The 22,796-nt window shown below is 52.7% G+C and carries 25 protein-coding genes; 16 read left to right on the forward strand and 9 right to left on the reverse strand.

Going from position 1 to position 22,796, the window contains the following annotated elements:
- Positions 1 to 842 precede the first annotated feature (842 nt).
- Together G462_RS0115655 and G462_RS0115660 are read left to right on the forward strand one after the other, a co-directional pair.
- Complete coding sequence (locus G462_RS0115655) at positions 843 to 2,150, forward strand: hypothetical protein (protein ID WP_035477968.1); 1,308 nt, start codon at positions 843 to 845, stop codon at positions 2,148 to 2,150.
- 58 nt (positions 2,151 to 2,208) lie between these two features.
- A complete protein-coding gene (locus G462_RS0115660) occupies positions 2,209 to 2,796 on the forward strand; it encodes a hypothetical protein (RefSeq protein ID WP_026959828.1) in 588 nt (195 codons plus the stop codon).
- Between the two features lie 2 nt (positions 2,797 to 2,798).
- Here G462_RS0115660 and G462_RS0115665 read toward each other — a convergent pair whose 3' ends face one another.
- From G462_RS0115665 to G462_RS0115675, 3 genes are read right to left on the reverse strand one after another with little or no spacing between them, the layout of a single operon-like run.
- Complete coding sequence (locus tag G462_RS0115665; protein WP_026959829.1) at positions 2,799 to 3,290, reverse strand: hypothetical protein; 492 nt, start codon at positions 3,288 to 3,290, stop codon at positions 2,799 to 2,801.
- A gap of 11 nt (positions 3,291 to 3,301) precedes the next feature.
- Entirely contained in the window at positions 3,302 to 3,748 is a 447-nt protein-coding gene (locus tag G462_RS0115670) for a hypothetical protein (protein ID WP_157378646.1), read from the reverse strand.
- A 56-nt stretch (positions 3,749 to 3,804) separates the two neighbouring features.
- Complete coding sequence (locus tag G462_RS0115675) at positions 3,805 to 7,107, reverse strand: adenine nucleotide alpha hydrolase family protein (RefSeq protein ID WP_035477971.1); 3,303 nt, start codon at positions 7,105 to 7,107, stop codon at positions 3,805 to 3,807.
- A 279-nt stretch (positions 7,108 to 7,386) separates the two neighbouring features.
- Here G462_RS0115675 and G462_RS0115680 point away from each other — a divergent pair, with 279 nt between their 5' ends.
- Genes G462_RS0115680 through G462_RS24020 form a run of 5 tightly spaced genes read left to right on the forward strand, consistent with a single transcriptional unit; the run spans position 7,387 to position 12,382 of the window.
- Positions 7,387 to 8,577 carry a DGQHR domain-containing protein gene (locus G462_RS0115680; protein WP_026959832.1) on the forward strand — a complete coding sequence of 397 codons (1,191 nt, stop codon included), beginning with the start codon at positions 7,387 to 7,389 and terminating at the stop codon, positions 8,575 to 8,577.
- 9 nt (positions 8,578 to 8,586) lie between these two features.
- Entirely contained in the window at positions 8,587 to 8,931 is a 345-nt protein-coding gene (locus G462_RS0115685; protein ID WP_026959833.1) for a hypothetical protein, read from the forward strand.
- Positions 8,932 to 8,963: 32 nt separating this feature from the next.
- Complete coding sequence (locus tag G462_RS0115690) at positions 8,964 to 9,881, forward strand: DNA cytosine methyltransferase (RefSeq protein ID WP_026959834.1); 918 nt, start codon at positions 8,964 to 8,966, stop codon at positions 9,879 to 9,881.
- 33 nt (positions 9,882 to 9,914) lie between these two features.
- The gene (locus G462_RS0115695) at positions 9,915 to 11,513 is read left to right on the forward strand and encodes a DNA cytosine methyltransferase (protein ID WP_051326792.1); all 1,599 of its coding nucleotides are present in this window, start codon (positions 9,915 to 9,917) and stop codon (positions 11,511 to 11,513) included.
- A gap of 8 nt (positions 11,514 to 11,521) precedes the next feature.
- Entirely contained in the window at positions 11,522 to 12,382 is an 861-nt protein-coding gene (locus G462_RS24020; protein ID WP_026959836.1) for a DUF6884 domain-containing protein, read from the forward strand.
- Between the two features lie 92 nt (positions 12,383 to 12,474).
- Here G462_RS24020 and G462_RS0115705 read toward each other — a convergent pair whose 3' ends face one another.
- Positions 12,475 to 12,831 (reverse strand): hypothetical protein, encoded by a 357-nt coding sequence (locus G462_RS0115705; protein ID WP_026959837.1) that lies wholly within the window; start codon positions 12,829 to 12,831, stop codon positions 12,475 to 12,477.
- Positions 12,832 to 12,967: 136 nt separating this feature from the next.
- Between G462_RS0115705 and nrdG the strand changes: the two genes are divergently transcribed.
- From nrdG to G462_RS0115720, 3 genes are read left to right on the forward strand one after another with little or no spacing between them, the layout of a single operon-like run.
- The gene (nrdG, locus tag G462_RS0115710) at positions 12,968 to 13,465 is read left to right on the forward strand and encodes an anaerobic ribonucleoside-triphosphate reductase-activating protein (protein WP_026959838.1); all 498 of its coding nucleotides are present in this window, start codon (positions 12,968 to 12,970) and stop codon (positions 13,463 to 13,465) included.
- 55 nt (positions 13,466 to 13,520) lie between these two features.
- Complete coding sequence (locus G462_RS0115715) at positions 13,521 to 13,832, forward strand: hypothetical protein (protein WP_026959839.1); 312 nt, start codon at positions 13,521 to 13,523, stop codon at positions 13,830 to 13,832.
- Complete coding sequence (locus tag G462_RS0115720; RefSeq protein WP_026959840.1) at positions 13,832 to 15,289, forward strand: DNA cytosine methyltransferase; 1,458 nt, start codon at positions 13,832 to 13,834, stop codon at positions 15,287 to 15,289. The genes G462_RS0115715 and G462_RS0115720 overlap by 1 nt, the downstream gene beginning before the upstream one ends.
- Before the next feature lie 14 nt (positions 15,290 to 15,303).
- Here the strand turns inward: G462_RS0115720 and G462_RS0115725 are convergent, their stop codons facing one another.
- The 3 genes from G462_RS0115725 to G462_RS23025 all read right to left on the reverse strand — a co-directional run bounded on the left by G462_RS0115725 (position 15,304) and on the right by G462_RS23025 (position 16,901).
- Positions 15,304 to 15,540 (reverse strand): hypothetical protein, encoded by a 237-nt coding sequence (locus G462_RS0115725; RefSeq protein WP_026959841.1) that lies wholly within the window; start codon positions 15,538 to 15,540, stop codon positions 15,304 to 15,306.
- A 270-nt stretch (positions 15,541 to 15,810) separates the two neighbouring features.
- Entirely contained in the window at positions 15,811 to 16,401 is a 591-nt protein-coding gene (locus G462_RS0115730) for a hypothetical protein (protein WP_157378647.1), read from the reverse strand.
- Between the two features lie 11 nt (positions 16,402 to 16,412).
- Positions 16,413 to 16,901 (reverse strand): hypothetical protein, encoded by a 489-nt coding sequence (locus tag G462_RS23025; protein WP_026959843.1) that lies wholly within the window; start codon positions 16,899 to 16,901, stop codon positions 16,413 to 16,415.
- A gap of 103 nt (positions 16,902 to 17,004) precedes the next feature.
- On the opposite strand from G462_RS23025, the gene G462_RS0115740 reads away from it, so the two are divergent.
- From G462_RS0115740 to G462_RS0115760, 5 genes are read left to right on the forward strand one after another with little or no spacing between them, the layout of a single operon-like run.
- Positions 17,005 to 17,241, forward strand: coding sequence for a hypothetical protein (locus tag G462_RS0115740; RefSeq protein WP_026959844.1), 237 nt, complete (start codon positions 17,005 to 17,007; stop codon positions 17,239 to 17,241).
- Positions 17,223 to 17,534: a hypothetical protein gene (locus G462_RS0115745; RefSeq protein ID WP_026959845.1), complete on the forward strand. Its 312-nt coding sequence runs from the start codon at positions 17,223 to 17,225 to the stop codon at positions 17,532 to 17,534. Before G462_RS0115740 ends, G462_RS0115745 begins: the two co-directional genes overlap by 19 nt.
- 54 nt (positions 17,535 to 17,588) lie before the next feature.
- The gene (locus tag G462_RS0115750) at positions 17,589 to 18,764 is read left to right on the forward strand and encodes an N-6 DNA methylase (protein WP_084405092.1); all 1,176 of its coding nucleotides are present in this window, start codon (positions 17,589 to 17,591) and stop codon (positions 18,762 to 18,764) included.
- Positions 18,761 to 18,943 carry a hypothetical protein gene (locus G462_RS0115755; protein WP_026959847.1) on the forward strand — a complete coding sequence of 61 codons (183 nt, stop codon included), beginning with the start codon at positions 18,761 to 18,763 and terminating at the stop codon, positions 18,941 to 18,943. Before G462_RS0115750 ends, G462_RS0115755 begins: the two co-directional genes overlap by 4 nt.
- A gap of 29 nt (positions 18,944 to 18,972) precedes the next feature.
- Positions 18,973 to 19,470 (forward strand): hypothetical protein, encoded by a 498-nt coding sequence (locus G462_RS0115760; protein ID WP_026959848.1) that lies wholly within the window; start codon positions 18,973 to 18,975, stop codon positions 19,468 to 19,470.
- A 254-nt stretch (positions 19,471 to 19,724) separates the two neighbouring features.
- Here G462_RS0115760 and G462_RS0115765 read toward each other — a convergent pair whose 3' ends face one another.
- Both G462_RS0115765 and G462_RS0115770 read right to left on the reverse strand, forming a co-directional pair.
- Positions 19,725 to 20,300, reverse strand: a complete 576-nt coding sequence (locus G462_RS0115765) for a hypothetical protein (RefSeq protein ID WP_026959849.1) — start codon at positions 20,298 to 20,300, stop codon at positions 19,725 to 19,727.
- 3 nt (positions 20,301 to 20,303) lie between these two features.
- Positions 20,304 to 20,819, reverse strand: coding sequence for a hypothetical protein (locus G462_RS0115770; protein WP_026959850.1), 516 nt, complete (start codon positions 20,817 to 20,819; stop codon positions 20,304 to 20,306).
- A gap of 102 nt (positions 20,820 to 20,921) precedes the next feature.
- Here G462_RS0115770 and G462_RS0115775 point away from each other — a divergent pair, with 102 nt between their 5' ends.
- Complete coding sequence (locus G462_RS0115775; protein WP_026959851.1) at positions 20,922 to 22,766, forward strand: BRCT domain-containing protein; 1,845 nt, start codon at positions 20,922 to 20,924, stop codon at positions 22,764 to 22,766.
- The last annotated feature ends 30 nt before the right edge of the window (positions 22,767 to 22,796 follow it).

A 22,796-nucleotide genomic window follows, 5' to 3' on the forward strand; every position in this document is an offset into this window, starting at 1 on the left:
GTGGGGCGCTCGATGTTTGCGGGTATGAATTTGATTCCAAAATTCACTAAGAGTAATACTAAATCTGCTTGTTCGTTCCATGGAACGATTTGAAGTTCTATTGGTGCCGGGGGCCGTTTGCTCTAGCCATGCTCATCTGAAATGGACCAATACTCATGGCGGTCATCAAAGAAGAGTTCGTTCCATGGAACGATGTTTGTGCGGCCGGTTTTGATTCCAAACTGTGCCTCGAGCAATATTAAAGGTTGGGCGCGCTTGGTTGGTGATTAGTAGGGTGGGGGGCTCGACTCGACTCATTAGTAACTGTTCCCATAAGTGGGTCCAACCAATACTAATCTGGCTGTACCTCGTTCCATGGAACGAGAGGGCGGAGTGCGCTGTAGGCATAGTCAGTGTGTAAACTGATGCCACTCGTTTTGCCAATCAATACTAACGAGCCGACAAAATCGTTCCATGGAACGATAAAGCGCCGGCGGGGAAAGCTCGAGAGTGAATGTGAACTTGGTAAATCCGTTACCATTTTCAATCTTAAGGAATACTAAATACGTAGCTTGTTTGTGGTCTCTGCGCGTTTCGCTGCAAAGTAGGGTGGGGTGTCATGTTGTGATTGGTCTGTGTGGTTTGAACAGCAAGCAGACAGTTAGTGATAGCGAATTTGACCGCACGCATGCAAAAGTGCCGCTGCTGTCACGCTAAAGCAATATCTCTGGCCTTATGTTTGCATGGTAAATTCACGGGCATAAGCTATCGATAAGGTGGCTAATATTTGAACGTATCATGCTATACCCACGCTACGGGCATATGTGGTAACGTAAATGGGTCATTCAACTGCCGTCCGTACCATGGAACTACAAGCCCTATTCGGTGTTCGCCACCGTGTCACTATAGATTACCACTCGTTATGCTTCCTGCTCGGTATTGAGGCTACGGCAGACCGTTCGGCGCTGACACTGCTGTTGACGCAATGCGCCAGTGAGTATTCGTTTGACGTTGTAACTATCAATGGTATGACAATCTATCAACTGGAAAGGGTAGGGGAGAGCTCACTAGACTTTAGCGCCTGGGTTGAGAGACCAAGCGCTGAGCAGCTTCACGCTTGGCAGGCTTGCATGGAAGAGTCTGGTGGAGTGACTCAGCCGTTGGTTGATGAGTTTCATCGTGTGGCGGAGCAGGGGCAATGGTATCAGGAGTTTGCGTTTAGCGATCTCATGTTTATGCTGGCGTCTTGGCCTATGACCCGCTTCCATCGTTTTACCCCTTTTCACCGCGGCCTCGAACGCCGTGGAATTGCCCAGCAGATCCATGTTGAATCAAGCTGCGAGCCGGTTCGCTCTGAACTGGATTTCGATGCGTGGCCTGCAAAGCCATCTATGTCATTATGGGTTCAGTATTGTGCTGCTCGCTCGACGAGGGGCTTGCAAACGAATCAAGCTGTTGTCGATATGCTTCGTAAGCCATTGTGGGCCGGTTACAAAAATGAAGGCTTCGCGGTCGATGATATGTTTAGGTCTGCGTTAGATAGTGGTGATGTTAATTTCACGGACTTGAGTGAGTCGCTAGCTAGTCATGTAAAGGGCGGGGGCGATAGCGGTGCTCGCTCGTCCTCGCTTATGGTTGACTCGTTAGTCGTTGCGTATCGAACCGCATATCCAAATTTATCATATACCATTCGTTCTGTTGGAAAGGCGGACTACATTGACAGTTGGAAGAGCTTCATAGACGCGAACGGGATAAGTAGTGACCTCATTGAGCGCACTCGGCAGGCTTTGCTTTCTACCTCTCTAACCACTGAATTGTCACATACCGAGGTCTTTTTGCTGGGCCTTGGGGTCGATGACATAGCGAGGTGGGTGCAGGATGCTAACTCTTATTCAGCTAACGCTGTCCAAAAGGCCGTGAAAGCGCAGTTAGGGCGTGGAGTCGGTGTAGATAAACGCTCGCTAGGTCGTTGGGCAACGGCATTGCTACAACATTGCCTCGATAATGGCTTAAGTTCTACTGTGTCTGAGCCGGTCGAGGCGGTGGATGGGGAACCTAAACAAACCGATCCCGCCGCGGGTGGCGCTAACCAAGCAAGCCCCGAGTTGGTTGAAGATTACTTGGACAGTATCAAGCGTGCGCTGGGTAAAAAGCCCCCGGTCAAAAAGTAGTTGTCGTCGCGGTAGATTAATATATCATATCTGAGACAGCAAATGTTCGAGATGATGTATGACAGCCTCTGCTTTGAGTAAACATGAACGTTATCGCTTGGCTATCGGCCGCTTTACTTTTGCGGCGCTTGCTTATGGTTATCTAGCCAACGGCAAACAGCCAATGACCCCACTGCTGGTTCGCTTTATTAAGTCAAAAATGGACTTGCCCCATTATCGCCCTATCCGGGCTGATCTTAAGTTGTTGCTACGGGAAGCTAAGCGGGCCGATCTACTTAATCTTATCTGGAACTTACGTCGTTCTTACGACCCCACGCTGCTGAAGACTCCGCTCGACCAATTCCGTTTTGCATTAAGCCTGGTGCCAGAGCTCAATGTGCATGTCGGCTTAGAGTGCGAAGTTAGTAAGTTGCAGGGAGACAAACTGTGGGTGGGGGCTAGCTGTATTCAGGCAAGCTTCAATCAGGATGAGGAGCTCGTAACACCGCTCTCCCTGACAGCGCAATGTGGTGCCGGCAAGTTGGAAGGGATCAGACAGCTTATGATCGGTAAGGGCGGATTTGATGTGAGTATCACGAGTCTGACCCAAGATACCCACATTGTGCAGCTGCAGCGCAGTCGCATGGCGCGCCAGCAGGTTGCGTGATATCACCTTGCTGGGCTAGCTTCCCCGGCTGAGAGTAGGCGCAACAATCCCGCCTTATCTAACCGATAAAAGCGCACAGCTGCAGCGTCTCGTGCGTTATCCGTGCCAAAGCTATAATTCGTTGATTGCTGTAGTTCGCTGAGGTAGCGCACCTGTAGCCCTAGAAGCATCAGAGCAAACCATGAACATTTCTTTTCGCAATGGCGCCACTTCTTGAGCGTTGGTAATCCTACCGGTAGCTCTTCGGCAAGCTTGGCAAGGCTGTTTGGGCGGTCGAACCCCAGCTCCTGTAGTGTGTGCTCAAATCTCTCGGGGTTGCCCCATGCGCTCAGCGTTGCCTTGTCCCAGTGGTTGGCCCCTATGGTCGCGAGCTCAAACAGCGCAAGGTAACTGAATCGGCTTGGCTCTTGTTCCCAGCGTTTGAGTGTACTTACGGGGATCCCTACGAGTAGTTTAACCGCCTCAGGCGTTGCGACCGTATATTGATAACTCATCTCAGCTCCTTTTAACTGCCTGGGGGGTGAGTAAGCAGTGATACCAGCCCATCGGGGTCGGTTCGATACAGCCGCGTTATCGTGGCGTCCTGCTGCCTGTTTTTCCCAATCTGATACGCAGGGACCTTGGCCGCGACTTCACAGAGGTAGCGCCACTGCAATCCCATCAACAGGGTGATATAGATGCGTCGCTTGTGAGATGTTTGCCAAACGTAGAGCGTGTTCTCGGAGACTGGGAGCTCGGCGGTTAGGCGGTGAAGTGCATATGGCTTATCAAAGCCAAGTGACTCTAGGGCTATATCAAACCCATCTTCAGGGCGTTCGAACGTTGCCCAATCGTCATCACTCCAGTGCGAGGCTATCTTAGGGGCAGCATCGAGCATGGTAAGGAGTGCCGCTCTGGCCGGATCGGCCTCCCAACGCTTAATGGTCGTTAGCGCAATCTTCGAGATCCGCATGACCTCGGCTCTTGATGAATAATGGTAAGCAAACTGCTCCATGTATGGATCTCCAATTATGCTACACGCAACGCTAAGCGGGCTGCCAACGTCATACTCTCCGCCTTTCTACTCACCGCGCTGGTCATCATCAGCTCAGCCTGACGGCAGAAGGTTTCTACGCGCTCAAGTTCAACACTAAGGTAATTGATGGCTCGCGCTAGGCGAGTTCGCATCAGTGCAACCTTCACTTTCTCTGGTATATAGAGAAAAAGGTATAACTCAGAGCGGTGCACCTGATTCATTAACGATGCCCATTTTGCACTAAGGGTCTCTTCACTATCAGCATCTGGGCATTCAATTAGCGCTTGGAACGCCTGTAATGCAGCAAGATGGCCCCGGTGCTCGTCGATGAGGGTGCGAAGTTCGATGAGTTCATCGCGGCAAACGTTACCGATTTGGGCCGGCATTTTAACGAATTCTGGTGCTCGCAGGTAGCGATTTCCAGCGTCGTGACCCAAAAGCATGCGCACAAAAGGGTGGATGCTGTTTACACAGGGAAGGTGGTAGCTCAACCAAAATCGGCTACCACTTATTCGGTGTGGGCCGCGATGTTCAACCGATTCGAATTCAGCGCCTAAGTGCCTAGCCATGCCGGCATTGAGTGTCATCTTGCTTGCCGTGACTGCCGACTGAAAGAACCATTGTGCCCCTTCAAGTAGTGGCTGCGCGTCGTTGTTGCTAGCTAGTTGTGCCTTAAGCGCTCTACGGCGTTGATTGCGTTTCTCGCGGATGCAGAGCATGACCTTGGCTTTGTGTGAGCGGTGTGCGCGCATATCGATAGTACTTGGGTGCCTGGTCAGTGCCGTGTGGTCCATATTTGCCAGGTCGAAGATCCCAGCATCATCAAGAATATGAGTGCGCTTGAGTATCGCGAGCAGCTGCTTACGATATGCCGCTTTGATTTGGATGCCTCCCGTGCGCAATAGTTGTTCGGCCACATGGGTGCCGCCATAACGACGCATGGGGTGTTGGTTTTTAATTTGCTGGCTTCTGTGGCTTCTGTGGCTTCTGTGGCGCCGGGCGCGTGCTAGGTGACTATCATGTTGCTCCATCGCGTCATCCAGGCCTCCGAACTGAATCCAGTCATTGAGCGCGCGCTGGTCGATGACAATGTTTTCGTTGCAGAGCAGATCATCACTGAGCATTGGCAGGCGCTCGACATAGCTGTACTCCCGTTGCAGTGATGTATCAAATGACAGTGCTAGTCGTGATGGTGCGGTGAAGTGGCTTTTTTCGAAAACCGGCGTCGTGCTGGCATCATAGGTGCGCAGGCTGCTGGTTGTGCGAATAAGCTTGCCCTTTGCAGCCTTGAAAACTCGGCGAATACTGGCCTCAAGAGGGCGTGCTCGCTGCGACGTTGATACGTTGCTCCGGGCAACGACGGGGCCATGCTCCAGCTTTAAGCCTACGACGCCGGCAGACTTGATAAACGGCTTTGCTAAGTCCAGCGCGATGCGTTCGACCAGTAAGGTTAGGTCGTTCTCACTATTGGCTGGGGCAGTCCGCTGCTCATCGATACGCTCTAGCGTTTGGGTCCATGACTTAGTCAGTAGCTCAGTGAAATAGGGCGTGAGGGATGATTGGGTGGCTACGTCGACTGCGCGGTCTTGCATAGTTAGCTTGGATAGAGACACCGTATCAAGCACGAGGTAGCAGCAATGCTTGCCATCAAAGGACCAGAATGGGTAGTAAGTCTGGTCTTGGGTGGGCTCATCGGTAGTGAGGTGCATGCGGTATTGGGCAGTCGCTTTAGCCGGAACGGTAGGCACGGTTGTCTGCAGGGTGCAATTCATGTCGGCTTCAATAAAATCATAGGCCCCAAGTGGACGCTCCCATAGGTCGACGAGACTGAAGTTCTGTTCCACCAGCGCTTTGGGTGGGTAGCGATCTTCTTGCAATAACGGGATTGCTAATGCGTCGGGAAGGGCGTGTTGGAACGATATTGGACCGCGTTTGGCTTCCCATTCACGGTTAAGCGCAGGGAAGGGGATCCGTTTACCGTGCTGGCTCACCTGTCGCCAGATAGCGAGTGGGCGGTAGGCAGCAGAGCAGATCCCATCCACTGACCAGCGAAAGGAAAGCAGTATCGCATGGTTCAGGGAAAAGACTTGAGTCAGCGGGTGTTGGGCGCGCTCTTTGTACATCTGCAGGAACTGAGCTCGCGTCTTCTCCGACATGCTCGGATCGGTGGCAATGTCTCGGTAACCGGGGTGCTCCATTTCACGGCCTTGTGCCACCAGCGCACGAAACTCAGCGGCGTAAGTCTGGCCATCCACTGCCAGTTGACTGATGTACCACACGATTTTTTCTAGGTAAGACGATTTTAAGACATTAGGCTGCAGTAATACCCGCATCGTGACAGGGCAGAAGCTACGAGCATGCATCGCTCTGGCATCCATATCCGCCGCGGCTCTTAACAGGTAATCTCGGACGCGTAGCATGTTCTCTGCACCCAATGCGTTCCATCGTGGATAACGAGTCAACGCTTCACCGGTGTTATCGTGTACGCGCATGGTGCAAAAGAAACAACCATAGCGGCTCTTTCCGTTGCAGCCGCTTTTCTTCTTAGTGTTCAGGGCTACTTCGCAGACGTCTTGACTACCGTTCCCATAGATTTCCAGCAATAGCCCTGCGTGGTCCATGAAAAACGGGATGTGCAAGTTGGGGCTCAGCCATGTCTCCACCGGATCGCGTCCTGCGAGCTTAAGGGTATTGAACACATCGTCGGTGCTCCAATCGCGGATAGGTGCCCAATCCAGTAACGGTTGCTTGGTGAGCATCTCTTCAGGTTCGGTCAGTTCAGACAGTAGGTCATCAACCGTTTTTACCTTAATGCCTTGCTTGGCCATATTGCCTGAGCGTTTTGAGCCTTCATCGGTTCTGCTGCCTACACACTTGAGGATAGTGCTCGAGGCATATTCTCGGGGAAGCAGGGTATGTATCTGCTGCAAGAAGCGTTCAGCGGTATCGACTTTTAAGATCACCGCGCAATCGGCCCGTCTAATTGGCAGTGGGATTAACTTCTGTCCTCCCACAAAGCGAATGAAGTATTCATCGTTAATTGTTGGCCGCGACACATGTACCAGTGCGTTGAGCTTGAGTGACGTTAAATGCGCCTCCAAGTGGCGTGCCGCAAACTCGGGATACATTTGCATCGGGATAGTCTCACCGCAGGTGTCCACGGTGTTAATAAGAATGGGCCGCTCAGGCTCAACCTTGCCGGCTTCAATCGTTCGGCGCATGGCTTCGGTCGCTGCCATTTTTACCAGCGTTGAGTCCTTGCCGTAGCTCAGTGGAATGAATAACACCGGGCGCATCTCTGTACATAGAAGTGTTTCAAATTCGGTTACTAGGCTTTCGAACCGATCATGCAGGCGTATTTGTGCTTGGCGAGTTCTCTGCTGAGCTTCAGTGCTGATGTCTATGCGTGCCGAGATTGAGTTCCGTAAGCTCACCAGAGCCTCCTGTTTGCGATTTGATGAGTTCATATTAGGGAAGAGATTAACCAAATGCAAATAATATTATTGTATATGGTTGACTGGGTTGTATTTTGGCCTTACAGTGAGGCTACAAATTCAGTAAATGGAAGACCTGGCATGAGTGAATTAGCTACCGAAAATCACATTGATATCCCTCCGACCGACATTGTCGCGCCAAACGGGGCGCCGCTAACGTTGGTGGTTCGCCCCGCCCGCGAAGGCTTAAGTGAGTCCAGTAATTGCGTGATTCGTGAGGGGGTGATGACGTGGGGGCAGTTCACTCAGTCGTTTGCAGCTGAAGCGAATTCAGATGAACTTTGCCCAAGTAAAAAAAGCCAGCGGGATGTCGATAACCGGCGCCTGAATAAGCTGGATGAGTATGAGCGGCGCGTCGATACCAGTTACCCCGGCGTCGTACTCTTCGTCACTCGCGTCGAGACGCTAGAACGCACGGAGTTTTATGGCGAAACCGTCGAGGCGGTGCGAATAGCTGCCGATGCTGGTCGTTTGCCATCGGACGGTCAGGGGCGGCTAGTCCACTTTGGTAGGCAGTTGATTAAACGGCCTGAGCTGGCAGACCGAACTATCGCGTTCAAGTTAATTGAAACCAAGACGGCGTCCATTTGGGAAGCTCGCGCCATGATCCGCCAGCACTTTACAGATATCAATGTGCAGAGTTCAAAGCCCAACACCTCCATCTCCAAGGCGTTTGATTCCGCTAACGTGTTCAACCGAATGGTAAATCAGTTGGTTGCTGGTGGCCGCTTGGGTGATGGCCGTCCTTACCATGACTTAATCAGCCTCAATGGTGTGCGCAACGGTGTCCAGATCTGGAATCGTGCTCAGCTGGGGGAGTGTATCAAGGCATTCTTGGGGCAGTCTGAAAAAGAGATCTGTAACACCCTTGCTGATGATGATTTATATCGAGCGGCACTTGAAGAGGTGCAGGCCTTTATGGAGGCGGTGTTTCGTTATCTACCGTTGTCTCACATCTACGCGGCGTCAAACAAGACACAAGCCCACAAAGAAGCGCTCTATACCAAGGCCTTGTTCGCCACAGCGATTGGTTTGGTGGGGCGTTGCCTTAGCAACGAACAACTGGACCAAAGCCGCGTTGACTACAGCAAGCTTGCTGAACTTCAGACGCTGCCGTTGACCAATTTGGCGGCGCCTGACTGGGCCGAGTTTGGGATTTGTGTGCCGGGCCAAGAGGGTACAGCAAAAATCGTTAAGTCGTGCCACAAGCTGATTGCACAGGTTCTTTGCAGTACCTGCGGCATCGTCATTGGCAAGTTCATTTTTAAGTAGGGGTTGGGCATGGATAAGTATCTCGACTTGGGGGCGCAGTTGTGTCCCAACGCGGTGACCAATGCCATCAGGGAAGTCTCGGTCTTTTATCAGCAAGCGCTTCATTCTAACGAAGACAAGCCGTCTCTCCTTATTGAGACGATTGCACCCAACATGAATAGAGATCTGTCGCTGTACTTAGCCCAGACCTATGGCGATAGCATCAAGATAGAGCAGCATGAAAGTGCCCCGCTTAATCAGTATCAGCTCGCCGCGCTTAAAGGAGAACTGGAGCCTGAGGAGCTTGAGCATCATACCCGCAGTTATTTGCTGTTGATTACCTATCAATCCAATCAGCAGTGCCGTCCGCAGTAGTCGTAAGCAAAGCAATAAAAAGAGAGAGCACCATGTTAAAAGGAATTGATCTGTTTGCAGGGGCCGGGGGAAACACCATTGCTGGTACCAATGCCGGTATTGAGATGGTTTATGCCGCCAACCATTGGCAGATGGCGTGTGACATCCACCGAAGTAATCACCCAAGCATTGAAGTTGCGTGTCAAGATCTGCAGCAGGCCGACTGGAGCCGTTTGCCGGCGCATGATATTGGTCTCGCATCTCCTTGTTGCCAAGGCCATTCAAAAGCTCGAGGTAAGGAGCGGGCACATCATGATACCCAGCGAAACACCGCGTGGGCAGTCGTCGGTTGTGCAGAGTACCACAAAGAGGATGTTTGGCTCGTCGAGAATGTGGTCGATTTTCTTGACTGGCCGCTGTTTCCAAGCTGGCTTGATGCCATGCGACGGCTGGGATACGCCATGGCGCCATACATCATAGACAGTGCAGACCATGGCGTGCCGCAGCATCGTGAGCGTGTCTATATGGTGTTTACTCGTTCCAAGCATCCCATAGAGCTAACGCTACCAAAGCGTCCACATGTCCCTGTGAGTAGTGTGATTGAGTGGGAAAGCTACAACTGGTCGAAGATTGAAAAAACTGGTCGCAGTCCCAAGACCCTCGCCAGAGTGAAAAGTGGTCGAGAGCGTTTTGGTGACCGGTTTGTCTTTCCCTATTACTCCAGCGGCAGCGGTAAAACGGGGCGCAGTCTTGATCGGCCCTTGGGGACGGTTACGACAGTGGACCGCTGGGCGATTGTGCAGGGGGACATGATGCGCATGTTTCAGCCAAGCGAGTACCGCAAGGTGATGAACTTTCCAGAGAACTACTTGCTTCCATCAACTCGCCGTGAAGCGATCAAGATGCTTGGCAATGCCGTGACCCCTATCGTCCCTGAAGATCTGCTGAATGAAATTCAGCGTGTCGCCTAATTAGCCGATTTAGCATTAAGTGAGGAGTTACCAATGATAAATACCATGGACGTTACTAACGGTGCCCCGTTGTTTATTGATTATTTCGCCGGTTGGGGCGGGGTGTCTCAAGGCTATTTTGATGCCACTGGGCGGCATGTCGATATCGCAATTAACCACAATGAAGACGCCATCTCTGTTCACCGGGCGAATCATCCTTCGACTCACCACATTCAATCGTCAGTTTGGGATGTGGATATTCCTCGGTTGGTCGCTGGCCGTCCAGTGATGGGGCTTTGGGGCTCACCGGATTGCACGCACCATAGCCGTGCCCGAGGAGGTGTTCCTCGTAAAAAGAATATTCGAGGTTTGTCTTGGGTGTTGCTGAAGTTTGGTCTTCACGCCAGGCCAAAGGTGTTCGGCATGGAGAACGTTGTGGAGATAAGTTCATGGGGGCCGCTGGTGGATGGTCAGGTGTGCCAGGCGCGCAAAGGGGAGACGTTTGACGGTTTTGTTCGAGCGTGGACAACGGGAATAGATCCTCAACATGGCGCGTGGCAAGAGATGGTCCGCGCCTTGGATATCGAGTTTGATGTTAAGGCCAAGCTAGCGCTCTATAAGGGGCTTGGTTACGAGTTGGAGTATCGAGCGCTTCCTATGGATCGCTATGGTATTCATACCTCTCGCTTGCGCTTCTTTCTGATTGCCCGTTGCGATGGTGAGCCTATCCGCTGGCCAGTTGAGACCCATGCCGACAATGCTCTGGGGATGCGACCTCGACGAGGGGTAGGGGAGTGCATTGATTGGACGATCCCCTGTCGCAGTATTCTTGGTCGCAACAAGCCGCTGGTAGAGAAGACATTGCAGCGAATTGTGCGGGGTATCGACCGCTTTGTGATCGCTGATGCTAACCCTTACTTGGTGCCACAGGCGCATCTCCACCAGATCACGCCGTTTGTCTCGGATTATCAAGCAGTGGCAGGGCGTTATGACGCCTCATCTATCTTGGTTGGCTCAATGGTCAAGCATTACGGCGGTAATTATAACGGCGCCGGTACCTCTTTGAGAGAGCCCTTATCTACGGTGACCTGCGTGGACCACAACGCCTTGCTGACGACGCACATCATCAAATTTAAAGGTTCTAATACTGGGCATCGGATGGATGAGCCGTTGCAGACACTGACAGCAGGCGGGCTGCATTATGGTGAGGTTCAAGGCAGTCTTCGTAAGTTACCCGGCGTATGGCCACAGGGCAAGTTTGACCATGGGGAGCGGGGCGTTCCTGCGCGAGAGTTGACCGATGATGAGCGCTATAGCGCATGGTGGACCGCTCGGTTAATTGAAGAGCATCGCACCGGCAAAGCCCAAAAGGCACCCTCAATTATTCCAGAACCTCGCGTTTCTATGCTTGTTGTTGATGGCTGGGCACTGGTTGAGATCGGCATGCGAATGCTAACGCCGAGGGAGCTAGCGCGCGCGCATGACTTCCCTGACAGCTACATCTTAGAGCGCGGCGCCTGTGGTAAGAAGTTATCGATTGCGGCGCAAGTGCGTGGGATAGGAAATAGCGTGCCACCCAAGATGGCAGAGCTATTGATTCGAGCGAACTTCCCTGAGCTGTGCGGTGAGCGTGGCGTCAAAGATGCCGCATAGGAGGTATTATGGGTTGCCAAAGTCAATGTTCTATCACCGTGAGTTGCTATTTGATGGCTACCAAAGCCACATTAGTGCTGCCTTGCTCAGCCGAAAAGCTGGCCACGACGGCGCCGGCGTTCGACTTATACCGCGGCAAAGGGTACATGGGGGTGGTGCGCCAATGGGAATACAGCGCCATTAAGGATGCGTTTAATGTGTTATTTCTGTCAGCTAAGCATGGTTTGATATGGGCAAACGAGTGCATAGAGCCGTATGAGCAGCGGTTAACCCCGCAGCGATTGAAAGAGCTGAGCCGGTCAGCCTCGCATCGCCGTAAGGCACAGCGCGCTCTGAGGCTAGTAAATGCTACCTCTCCCCTCTATCTGATGATGCCAAAGGCCTATCAGGAGGCGTTTTATTCGCTGGCAGGCAGAACCGCGCAGCGGTTTTCGCAAATAGAGGCAAGTAGCGGCGGAATTGGAACGCAGCGGGGGCAGCTTCGACGTGTCATCACCCATGAGATCGCCAGTGCAAGGCAGCGAGCCTCAATGGATGAGGTGTCGATCGAGTATTTCGATACAACCACTCCTATCAGTTGGGTTGAGTTGCTGGTGCGTGTTGGAGACAGGTTTCGCCCCGTAGTCAAGGGGGCGGGGCGCTCGGCCCAATATGGGCTACCGGTAACAATTGCTGAGATTATTGCCAGTTCCAATGGCGATGGCGTCAACTTTTGTGATACGCAGGGGCGGCACTGGAATCGGTGGTCGTTAACGGATGGCCTAACCGAGGAGCAGCTTGAAAGCTTGGCACCTAAGCTGGTGCGGTATAAACATGCGCCTTTAAATAGCGTGCGCTTTAGTCAGTTACCCTCTGTCTGCGCGAGTTAATGCTTGGTTGGGGTGTGGTGGGTGGTGCAAAACATATAGCGGCTAGGAAAAGCAAAGATGAGGAGCACCATGAAATGGTGCTCTATGTGCCATCATTTGAGCCCCGCGTACTTTTTTAGATCGCTAGGGTAGAGTTGGGAGCCAAAGCCCAACAGCAACTCGGCTTCTGCACGAACTTGCTTGGTTTCAGTTTCACCCACCAGCTCTTTTCTGTCGCGGGCATGAAGACGGCTTACGGTGTGATAGAACAGCGCGGTTTTCGCCGCTTTCCGTGTCCGGTTTCGTAGCCGTTTTCCCCACCATTTAACCGTGCCAGCAATGACGATTGCAGTCAGGGCAAAGTTTGACAATGCCACGCTGAGCGCGAGCTTTGGGTCGCTTTCCCATAGTGTAATCCAAGGCTCTACGAGTGGGACGAGCCTCAGTCCTGTCAGTACGAAATCTAGCATAAGACCTCCTTAATAATCTGGTCTAATTATATCACAACCAAGACGCAAGTAGAACCATAATTACACTAATATGGGTAATTATGGTTGAAACGGTTTTCTGTCTTGGATATGATATAGGTAAGAGTTGGGAGGGCACATGAATATAGTCAATTACGAACCAGTAGATGTGTTAAATGGGCCGGGCACGCGGGTTTCGCTGTTTGTTGCCGGGTGTCGTTTTCGCTGTAAAGGCTGTTTTAACGCCATGGCACAAAGTCATACGGCGGGCGTGCAGTTTACCGACGACATGGCCGAACAAATTATTCGCGACCTTCAAGATACTCGCATTCGTCGCCGAGGCTTGAGCTTGCTCGGTGGCGATCCGCTATTTGAACGCAATATCGAGGCGCTGACTGCCTTGGTGCAACGCGTTCGCCGTGAGGTGCCAGCTGCCGACATTTGGTTGTGGACAGGCGAGGTCTACGAAGCGTTGACACCAAAGCAACGAGCATTGGTGTCGCTGGTGGATGTGGTGGTTGACGGCCAGTTCGAGCAAGGCAAGCGTAGCCACAAGCTGGCGTGGCGCGGCTCTTCTAACCAGCGTGTAATCGACGTAGCGCGTTCACTTTCAGTTACTCAGTTGTGGCAGGCCTAATGGGGCTGTCCGTAGACAATGCGGCTATCTGTCGCGCTATCTCAAGGAATGAATCATGAGCATTAACCCTATCCAGTATTGTGTACTCGTGCCAATGATGTCTGGCTACTCGGCGACGGTTACAGAGAATGAGCATGGCGAAATGGAGCCTGATCTGTTTGATACCCATGAAGCGGGAGCTGCGGATCTGGCTGCCGACTTCGCTGAGCATCAAGCCCGTATCGATGAAGGAGACCTCGACCCGGAAGAGGTGTTTGAGTTGGAGCTGTGGCCGGTTCGACGCGAAGGCGATGTGTTATGCATGCTGGACGCTGAGAACGGCTTCAGTGAGGTGGCGCGGTTCAATTGGCGTGCAGAGGTTCAGTAATGGCGATCGAATTGAGTCATGCGAGTCATGCAGACCAGCCGCGTGGGGTTCATGTTGCGGTCAATGTGCCCAGTTTGGCCACCAAGCAGCTTAAAATTAAGCGTTACCCAGATGGTAAACGTAAGATCGTGTGTTCGTCGAACTGGCTGCCATTGTTCGCGTTTTTCAAAGGTACGCCAGTTGTTGAAGAGTTCGCTGCCGATAGGCAGGCGTTAATCATCAGGCTGGCTGAGCCCGCCGAGACTAAGGTTAAGACGGTCTATGGTCGCCACTATCCGAGGCGTCGTAACAACCCGTTTGAGACGTTGGTCCAAGTGGCCTCTCAAACAACGATTGATAAAGTGTTCCCGAAGGACTGTGAATACGTCCATGTGGCATTTACTCACGGTCGTTTAGTGCTTAGTCCGCTCAAGTCCAAGTTGCTGCAGCGGCTGCGACAGTTCATGGGCTTGCCGAACAAGAAGTCGGTGTTTGCGGTCTGTTCATCTGGTATGGATGCGACCGCCGCTGAGGAGGCCGGTTGGACGGTGCAGGCGGCGCTGGATTTTCGTCCCAATGAGCGTCGCGACATCAGTGCTGGCCGAGACTTAACAGAAACCGGGTTACTGAATCTGCTGGCCAATGTTGCTCCCCAAGCGGCATTTAACGAGGATATTTACACGGTTGATCCGCATTACATCAAGCGGGTATTTGGCAAGAACACACCGGCGTTGATGACGATCAGCTTGCAGTGCTCAGATTTTAGCAATGTGAAGTCAAGTAAAGCCAAGCTCGCCAGTGAGCTCGATCTGAGTTCGACCTTGGATATGGCCTATCCGGGCTTGCGCATGGTGGAGGTCGTTGCCCCGCCAATGGTGTTATTGGAGCAGGTGACTGGGTTTGGCCGCTCGCCAATCGGTCGTCTGTGGGATCTCACCTTGCGCCGTTTGGGGTATCAAACCTATCAAGCTGAGCTTGACCCGCGTGAGCATGGAGGGCTGACTAGCCGCAATCGCTTCTTTAGTTTTGCCACCAGCCTGCCAGCAGCGTTCGCATGGCCTAAGTTGCAGCCGGTTAACACCACGCCGCTATGGGATACCATCATCAAGCCTCGGCTTCACGAATTGCGCGATGTGACGGCCAACAATGCTATGCAAGAGGGGCTTAAGCGAGGGTTCTTGCGCTGCATTACCCCAGATAGCTGTCATGCGCCAACTATCTTAAAGAGCCAGCCTCGACAGGCAAAAGACTCCGTTGTCATCAAAACCAATGAGACGCCGCCGCGATTGTTGTGGCCCAGTGAGGGGTTGCTGAAGGATTTAATGGGCGCTACCGACAGCTTTAGCGTCGATAGCTGTGCCACGGAAGTGGCGTCGCAGATCATCGGTCAGGGCGTAGATATGCCTGAGTACCGGCAGATCATGTCAAGTATCACAGCGCACGTAGAGGAGTCGCTGGCGTTCACCGAGGCGGCCTAGCTGCCTTGGTCTCTTCACTGTGCAGCCAAAAGCTCCTGTTTAATACGCGCAATGATCTCCTCGTCGTCGACTTCTCCGTAATCGCTTAGCAGGCCTGCGATGATCTCAAAGCTCAGATCAAACTGGTGATTGAGCTTGTGGTGTAAGGCGGTGTGCGCATCCTCGGCCATGCCTGATACCTCACTAAAGCACGCCTTGATCCTCTCAACGTCTAACTCAGTGCCAGTAAGTGGACGGTCGTACTCGCTCACAAATTACTCTCCTGCCTGTGGTGAGTGGGCTCATTGTCGGCCAAGGGTGTCTATCCAAGGATGAATGTAACACATTACAGGTTGATCTCAGGGGCAGTGTGCTGGTGCCGGGGGCCTATGACAGTATTTAGCGATGGGATTTCACTTGCTAATTGATGTGGGTGTAGTGGTTCTGGCGTTGTCGATGCGGGGATAATCGGGCGTCCATGGCGGCGTTTGGCTCGACGCTAGCCGCCATGGGTGCGACTGGGAGTATAGTTTGCTTTCTGGCTAGTTGAGTTGGTTGGCCAAATTGATCGCCAGTGTTTCCGTTGCGACAGTGGCCACCCAGTCTTCTGTACCGGTGGCGAAGAGTCCTACCACGCGCCAGTTTTCACCACACGGTTTGTAGATATAGAACTTGTCCTGCTCTTCGAGTGCCTCCAGCAAGGCCTCTTCTTCATCAGGCCCCGGCCAGCCACACTGCTGTAACTGTCCGGTGAAGGCGGCCAATTCAGGGATGAGCTGGACCACGTTCTTAGGCACTGTCTGGATGGCCGCAATCAGCTGCCCTTGTTGGTCGCGAGTTGGCTCCGGGAAGTCCTTGTTTTGACGCTCCACCAGTGTGTCACCGAACTGACACAGTGCGAGCCAATCGGCCTGGCTGATCTGCGTGTCACTGGTTTGAGTGCTTGCCTGTTCTGTCAGGCCGAGTTGGCGTTTGAACTGCTCCCGAATTTGCGTAATAAGAGGTTGTGGGTTTAGTCCACCAGCCGTTACAACGCTTTCGAATGCGCTTGCTAACCACTGTTGGCGATAACCCCACCCTTCAACAAATTGGTGTTTATCGGCGTCACTCATGGGTTTCATTGATTCTGTCATTTTATAAATCCTTAGCTTGCTTGCTGCAAAAGGGGAGGGTGTGGCTGGTGCACCGAAGGCGCTTGGAATAGCTCCTCGTACTCGCGTTGCGTGCGGAACCAAAATACATCGCGTGGCTCAAGCTCACCGGTGCGTGGTTGCTTGGTTAGCTCCGCGTAGTTACCCAGTGGTACTTCAACCAGCGCAAAATAGCGTGCGTCACTGTGGTCGATGCCCTGCTCAGCCAAGCGCTGAAAGGTAGGGTCCACCAGCCGACCGTCCGCCATCCTTAGCCATGCGTGTTCTATCGGTAGGCCGCCAAATACCACTGCACTGCCATACACTACGGCTTTTGCTTCCAGTGAAATGCCGACCAAAAAGGCGTTGGTATAGCAGGCCTTTGGCTGAATCATTGAGCGAATGCGTCTAAATACCCCTTCATGGATTGCCTCCACTGTTTGTGGCTGGAGACATGACGGGTTCATGTGCAAGTGCTGCTGGATGAGTCGTTGGTCTTCCATGTGTTTCCTCAATTCCATTTATTTAGTTGACAATGGCATAATATGCCATTTATAGTGTTTGGGCAAGGTTAAATTAGTGGTTATTTACGGAAGGAGTTTGCCTGTGAGTGAATTAGCAAAAGCCCACTTTGTGGCAGATGTGACAGTTACGGACCCTGATACTCAAGCGCCGGTCGACGTGGCCATCTATAAAGATCAGCAATCGGGTGCCATGTTCGGTGTTGATTGTAGCTACCTGATGTTGCTTGCCGAGGATGATCCAGTATTCAGCCCTTTTAACGAACAACAGCTGATTCTTGTTGAGCCGAAGGAGGGCGAAGAATGCGTGTTGCAACGATAACAATAAGCAGCATTGACTTTAACAATGAGACACAGGCAGTAGAACAATTCATCGACGAGTATGCCGATAAAACGTTCGAGGTTATTGGCAAACAAGCGGTGATTTTGAGCGAGCAGGCGGAGTGTAACTCGCGCCTAGATACCGGTGATTTCGAGAAGGAGTTGTTAGGTATGCTTGACCGCTTTATCAAAGGTGAGGTTAGCGTAAAAAGCGTCTTTGATATTTGCGAAGGTTCGGCATCGTTAAATGTGGAACTCCAAGGTGAGCCGGGCTTTCTGCTTGTGGTTTGGTGATGGCTGCGCAGCGTCGGCGAATCGTTCGCTGTTACTGGTGAGAGAGGAGGGTTTATGGGGCAAATAATGGAACGAGTGGAAGGCTTCGACTCGCGAGTCGTCGACTGTTTGGCGGCCAGTTATAGTCATTCTGAGTGGGAACTATTGGACGCCATGGCGCGCTGGGCAGAAACGGCGGAATTGCCAGACGATGAGGCGTTAGCGTCACTGATTGAAGAGGCTGGAACGATGGCGCTGAATGAGATGCCATTGGGGGCCGATATCTTAGGCGCGCACTCCAATGCCAGTAATAAGCGTTGGCGCTCGATGAATGGTGAGTTTTTCACGCCCGGCAATGTGTGTGACGCCATTGGTGAGGTGTCAGCATCTCACTTATTGGCCTTGCATCAGGAATCACCAGATGCTCGGCTGCTGGTGGTTGAGCCGGCGGCAGGTTCGGGGGCGTTATTGCTTGGCTTGATTCGAGCGATAATGGCATTGCCTGAGCGAGATTCGTTGCTTCGCGCCTTGGATATTGTGGCGGCGGACATTAGCCAGACCAATATGATGCGGCTGTCAGTGAATCTCAACCTGTTGCAGCGTCGTTTGGGGTTTGAACTGGCCATCACCACATTGTGCGGCGATGCCTTTGAGGTCTTGCAGCCTTATCAAGGTCAGGCAGCGCTGGTGATTGGAAACCCGCCCTTCATCAAATTGCCCGCCGAGGGCATGCTTGCTGCTAACTGGTCGCTGCCTTGTTTGTATCGTCGCCCACTTGAATTCGCGCAGTCTCAAGGCTTGTTACGTGAGAGTGCTGGCAACCCTGATACTACTCACCCTGTAGTCAAGGGAAGCGTAAAGGCGGCGGTGGCCTTTGTGGAAATGGCCGTCGCGCTGCTAAAGCCGAAGGGAATGATCCAAATGGTGGTTGACGATGGGATCTTGGCCAACGCAAAAGAGCGGCCTTTTCGAGAAGTCTTGCTAAACGGTTACTGCTCACTGACTAACGTGATCGCCCTGCCTGGGGAGACATTCGCTCACAGTGGCACCAAGGTTTTATGCTCAATACTGGGTCTGCGTGGCCGCGCCTATCCTCCATCTGGGTCGGTGTTAATGGCAGTGACGGACACCATTGGCTGGGACAGTCGGCTAAGGCCAACTCGTGATCAGTTAAATCAGGATGTCTTGCCTGAATGGATGGATTATTTGGCTGGTGATGTTGGCTCGTGCTCAGTGAAGAGCGCTGCGTGAGTGGGGAGCGGCGTGTTGCTGACGCCGACGAGATCTTTTGTGGAGGCGCCATCACCGCGTGTCGCTCTCACATTATTTTTGACGCAATCGAGGTGTATTTGCCCGACGGCGAGCGCTTATGGATGCTCGAATCGACCATGCAAGTGACGGTGTGGCCAAGTAATGCAGCCTCTGCCTAACTCTTTTCAATGGATAAAGGAGATAATTTATGAAATTCCCACCGAGTGACTTGTGTAAGGCGTTGCATGTTAACCTCTGTCATCTCAATGAGCTTCGTAGCGGGGGTGATGGTTTTTGGGGGAGTAATTTGGATATTGCGCTGGGAAGTGTGGTGGTCGATCTGACCAATAAAGCGGTTGGTTTTGATATCACCGTTGATAGAGATTGGACGGCCTACTGCAACAAGGCTACCGCGATTGAGATCGCTGAGTATGGCGCTATGCGGGTGTTGCAGCTGCTCAAGCCGTCACTGGGCGCGGCGCATCAAGAGCCTGTCTACTTAGTTGTTCCCGAAAACCCCGATTACCATGATGATCTGCTCTTCACGCTGCAAAACAGCGAGCCGCAAATTTGGTTCCATAGTCAGTCGTTTGTTGAAAACGCTGGCTGGAGCGCCCAAGAGCTGTCAATCATCGCAGCTCTGGAAGTGAATCAGCGAGTCGTGGCGTTTGGCGACTTTTGCCACACGATTTATCGCATCCTGTAACGTCTACTGGGCCATTGGATGGCCCTTCGAACCATGCTATTGTGCTTACTGCCAATGCGACATGATTGCGCTAGAGGTTGTCCCGCAAAGGCGGGAATTGACGAGTCTCTAATGATGGTCGATATATGTCGGTTGAGCGTGTCCCGCATAAGCGGGGATTGTCGGCACTGAGTACCACATTGCCCTTATATCCGTAGCTTGCCTAGCTATGTGATCACCCCTAGAGTAACACAGGGCGCATAGCGCCCTTGGGGTTACTGTTCGCTCTGACTGAGATACTTCGAGTAGATAGCCTGCTTGGCTTTCCATGTAATGCGCGCCTGAACAACTTCGCGCAGTACGCCGACACACTTGATCCCTTTGCTGGTGGTTGGATCTATGAGGTAGTAGCGATTATCGCTGGGGTTTTTCTCGAACATCACATAGCCCAGCTGGTAATAGGCGTCGATAAACGCCGCGCAATCGACTCGCTGGCCATCGTTAGGATCTGGAAACTGATACTTGTCATCTGCCTGTTCGCAGAGCGCTTTATATCGCTCATGGCTTGTCTTGGCGTCGACGCCTGCGTGGTACTGATCCACGCTAATGCCGCAATGCTCACAGGCGTAACGCAAATTAGCAGCCTGGTTATCCATAAAGGGTTGCCCGACGGCAGCGGCAAACGCCTTTTTGCAGTTAATGTTCCAGCCGCGTCCGTGGGCCACCAGCTCCAGCAGCGTATCAAGTTGCTTATGATTAATGGCGTTTGCCAGCAAGCTCAACGTTTTCGATAGGGTCTGTTGTGCTAAGTCAATGCCAGCTGCGCTGGCTAAAGATTGGGCTGAGTGCATAGTCTAGTGTTCCTCTTTGGTGGTTTGGTCGCTGATAGGGGCGGCGTTGACGGGTAGCCATACCATGACGTAGGCGCTATCACCTTCTTCTGCCCCGCTGACAAGGGTTTCGGCGTCGATTTCTACCTGCTCGCTCTTGACCAGCTGGTGCGCGAACGCCGCTTTTACAAAGCGATCCTGCTCTGGCTCGTAAAGCGCGTTGAGACAATCCAGCAATTCTAGGCCTTGGCTTTTAAGTGCTTTCAGTTGCGCTAATCGATGTGCTTGTGGGTCAACGTTGACGCTGGGTAATTGCTCACGCGCCCATTGAGGGTTTCGCAAGTTCATCGTGAGATCATTTACCGCGTTGTCGTCCAGTTGGGCGCGTATTGCTGAGATTGCGGCTTGGGTCTGCTCTGTCGAAAGCAGGGGAGTGATGATGCTGAGTAGCGCTCGGGCGATAGGGGCTTCATCGCGCACAGCGCAGACATTGCCGATTAACTTCGAGCACAACTCGTTTAAAGAGTGAGTATCAGACATAGTCGTTTCCTTCTTCGGCTAAAATTTGGTAGTTGACAATGGCATAATATGCCATTTATAGTATTTGGGCAAGGTTGATTTTGACTCTATAAGGAAGCTTACATGCAGCACGTCGAAACCTTAGTTACACAAATTAAAGACGCGAATCAGGCCTACCGTTTTGGTAATGCCACCATCAGTGATGCCGAGTACGATAGCCTTGTGGCACAACTCGCCAGCGCAGCCCCTGAGCATCCATTACTACAGGAAGTTGATCCGGCGGTTGCGCCTGAGGCCCTTGCCAGCAAGGGTCGCATTACTCACCCCGTTCCCATGCTCAGTACTGATAAGGCCTACACCTTGGAAGATATTGGTAAGTGGGTTGCCAAGGTAGAAAAAGCGGCTACCGCGTTGGGGATTGCTGCTTGTGATATTCAATACGATGTGACGCCAAAACTTGACGGTTGTGCGGCCCGATTTGACGGTGTTCGCCTGATCACCCGTGGTAACGGCGTGCAGGGTTATGACATTAGCCATCTAAAGGATGCGGTCAATTCACCACTATCTTGCGTGGGGGAGTTGGTGATCGCCAAGTCGTACTTTGCTGAGCATCTTTCTGCTAAGTATGAGAATGAGCGAAGCTTTGTATCCGGCGCCCTAGGCCGTGTTGAGCTGACCGATGATGTTCGAGACGCCTTAGATGCAGGCGCGCTGGAGTTTGCTGACTTCGGTCAGCTTGTTTACCGCGCTGTGATGTCCGGTGAGACGCTGCTAGAGGTCATCGATGGGCTGCGAGCTGAGCTGCCTGCACAGGTGGATTGCTTGACCGATGGTTTGGTGATTGATGTGGTGACTCCTGCACTGCGAGAGGCCTTAGGTGGCAATGGTAAGTTCTGGCACTACCAGCTGGCAGTCAAAAGCAAGGGAGAGGTAGCGCATACCACGGTGACGGACGTGGCGTGGCAGGTGGGACGAACTGGCAAAATCACTCCAGTCATTCAGGTTGAGCCAGTACGCCTGTCTGGCGCGACGATCAGCAAATGCACTGGCCACAACGTTCAGCAGGTGCTGAACAATGGCATTGGTAAGGGGGCGCGTATTGAAATCATCCGCAGTGGTGAGGTGATCCCTAAGTTTGAGCGCACCTTGGTGCGTGCCCAAGAGCCTGCTTCGCTGGAGCGATGCCCCAGTTGTGGAGAGCTGACGGTAAGTGTTCGGGGCGTTGATTATGTGTGTGATAACCACCAGCTCTGCCCTGCGCAACTGTCTAGCCGTATTGAGCACTTTGCTAAGCAGTTGGAGATCAACGGGGTTGGTCCGAAAGTGGCGGACGCTCTCACGGAGGTATTCAAAGTGCCTTCTCACTTGCTGATGGCCAGTGCTGTCAACTTGTCAATGGCTGGCTTAAGTGCCGGTGTTGCCAAGAATCTACTGGCGGAAATCCGCCGCGTCAGCGGTGAGCCGGTTGCGGATTATCGTGTGGTTGCAGCCCTTGGTATTCCCCGTTTTGGCAAGGGAGCGGCCAAAAAAGTACTACGTGTGCATGATATTGCTGACTTACCGTATTTGTCGGCAGCGGATGTTGCGGCAATCGATGGTTTTGGGCCTGAGTCGGCGCGGAGTATCGCCAACGAGTTGTCCGTCTATCGCAAAGCTGAGTTGGAGCTGACGCTGTCTAACCTTTTTAATGTGGTGCCGAGCAAGCCTGCTGAGGGAGAGGCGGAGCCTAGTGAGCAGCCGTTAGCTGGATTAGTGCTGACCTTTACGGGGGCAATGAGCTGTTCGCGTGGCGAAATGGAAGCGCAGGCTGAGGCCTTGGGTGCCAAAGTGGCTGGAGTGAGCAAGAACAGCTCCTTTTTGATTGTCGGCGAGCGAGTCGGCAAAGCGAAAACCGACAAGGCGGCGAAGCTGGGGGTGGCGGTGCTCACTGAGGCGGAATATCGCCAGCGCTTTGCTATCGACGGCTAATAGCCAATCAAGCGCTACCGCTGAGGTGGC

The organism is Aliagarivorans taiwanensis DSM 22990, assembly GCF_000429505.1.
Lineage (GTDB): Bacteria > Pseudomonadota > Gammaproteobacteria > Enterobacterales > Celerinatantimonadaceae > Aliagarivorans > Aliagarivorans taiwanensis.

Bases quoted from the DNA above. Each gene is read 5' to 3' on its own strand.
- G462_RS0115655 (WP_035477968.1), top strand. From the start codon at position 843: ATGGAACTACAAGCCCTATTCGGTGTTCGCCACCGTGTCACTATAGAT.
- G462_RS0115660 (WP_026959828.1), top strand. From the start codon at position 2,209: ATGACAGCCTCTGCTTTGAGTAAACATGAACGTTATCGCTTGGCTATC.
- G462_RS0115665 (WP_026959829.1), bottom strand. From the start codon at position 3,290: ATGAGTTATCAATATACGGTCGCAACGCCTGAGGCGGTTAAACTACTC.
- G462_RS0115670 (WP_157378646.1), bottom strand. From the start codon at position 3,748: ATGCGGATCTCGAAGATTGCGCTAACGACCATTAAGCGTTGGGAGGCC.
- G462_RS0115675 (WP_035477971.1), bottom strand. From the start codon at position 7,107: ATGCGCCCGGTGTTATTCATTCCACTGAGCTACGGCAAGGACTCAACG.
- G462_RS0115680 (WP_026959832.1), top strand. From the start codon at position 7,387: ATGAGTGAATTAGCTACCGAAAATCACATTGATATCCCTCCGACCGAC.
- G462_RS0115685 (WP_026959833.1), top strand. From the start codon at position 8,587: ATGGATAAGTATCTCGACTTGGGGGCGCAGTTGTGTCCCAACGCGGTG.
- G462_RS0115690 (WP_026959834.1), top strand. From the start codon at position 8,964: ATGTTAAAAGGAATTGATCTGTTTGCAGGGGCCGGGGGAAACACCATT.
- G462_RS0115695 (WP_051326792.1), top strand. From the start codon at position 9,915: ATGATAAATACCATGGACGTTACTAACGGTGCCCCGTTGTTTATTGAT.
- G462_RS24020 (WP_026959836.1), top strand. From the start codon at position 11,522: ATGGGTTGCCAAAGTCAATGTTCTATCACCGTGAGTTGCTATTTGATG.
- G462_RS0115705 (WP_026959837.1), bottom strand. From the start codon at position 12,831: ATGCTAGATTTCGTACTGACAGGACTGAGGCTCGTCCCACTCGTAGAG.
- nrdG (WP_026959838.1), top strand. From the start codon at position 12,968: ATGAATATAGTCAATTACGAACCAGTAGATGTGTTAAATGGGCCGGGC.
- G462_RS0115715 (WP_026959839.1), top strand. From the start codon at position 13,521: ATGAGCATTAACCCTATCCAGTATTGTGTACTCGTGCCAATGATGTCT.
- G462_RS0115720 (WP_026959840.1), top strand. From the start codon at position 13,832: ATGGCGATCGAATTGAGTCATGCGAGTCATGCAGACCAGCCGCGTGGG.
- G462_RS0115730 (WP_157378647.1), bottom strand. From the start codon at position 16,401: ATGACAGAATCAATGAAACCCATGAGTGACGCCGATAAACACCAATTT.
- G462_RS23025 (WP_026959843.1), bottom strand. From the start codon at position 16,901: ATGGAAGACCAACGACTCATCCAGCAGCACTTGCACATGAACCCGTCA.
- G462_RS0115745 (WP_026959845.1), top strand. From the start codon at position 17,223: ATGCGTGTTGCAACGATAACAATAAGCAGCATTGACTTTAACAATGAG.
- G462_RS0115750 (WP_084405092.1), top strand. From the start codon at position 17,589: ATGGGGCAAATAATGGAACGAGTGGAAGGCTTCGACTCGCGAGTCGTC.
- G462_RS0115760 (WP_026959848.1), top strand. From the start codon at position 18,973: ATGAAATTCCCACCGAGTGACTTGTGTAAGGCGTTGCATGTTAACCTC.
- G462_RS0115765 (WP_026959849.1), bottom strand. From the start codon at position 20,300: ATGCACTCAGCCCAATCTTTAGCCAGCGCAGCTGGCATTGACTTAGCA.
- G462_RS0115770 (WP_026959850.1), bottom strand. From the start codon at position 20,819: ATGTCTGATACTCACTCTTTAAACGAGTTGTGCTCGAAGTTAATCGGC.
- G462_RS0115775 (WP_026959851.1), top strand. From the start codon at position 20,922: ATGCAGCACGTCGAAACCTTAGTTACACAAATTAAAGACGCGAATCAG.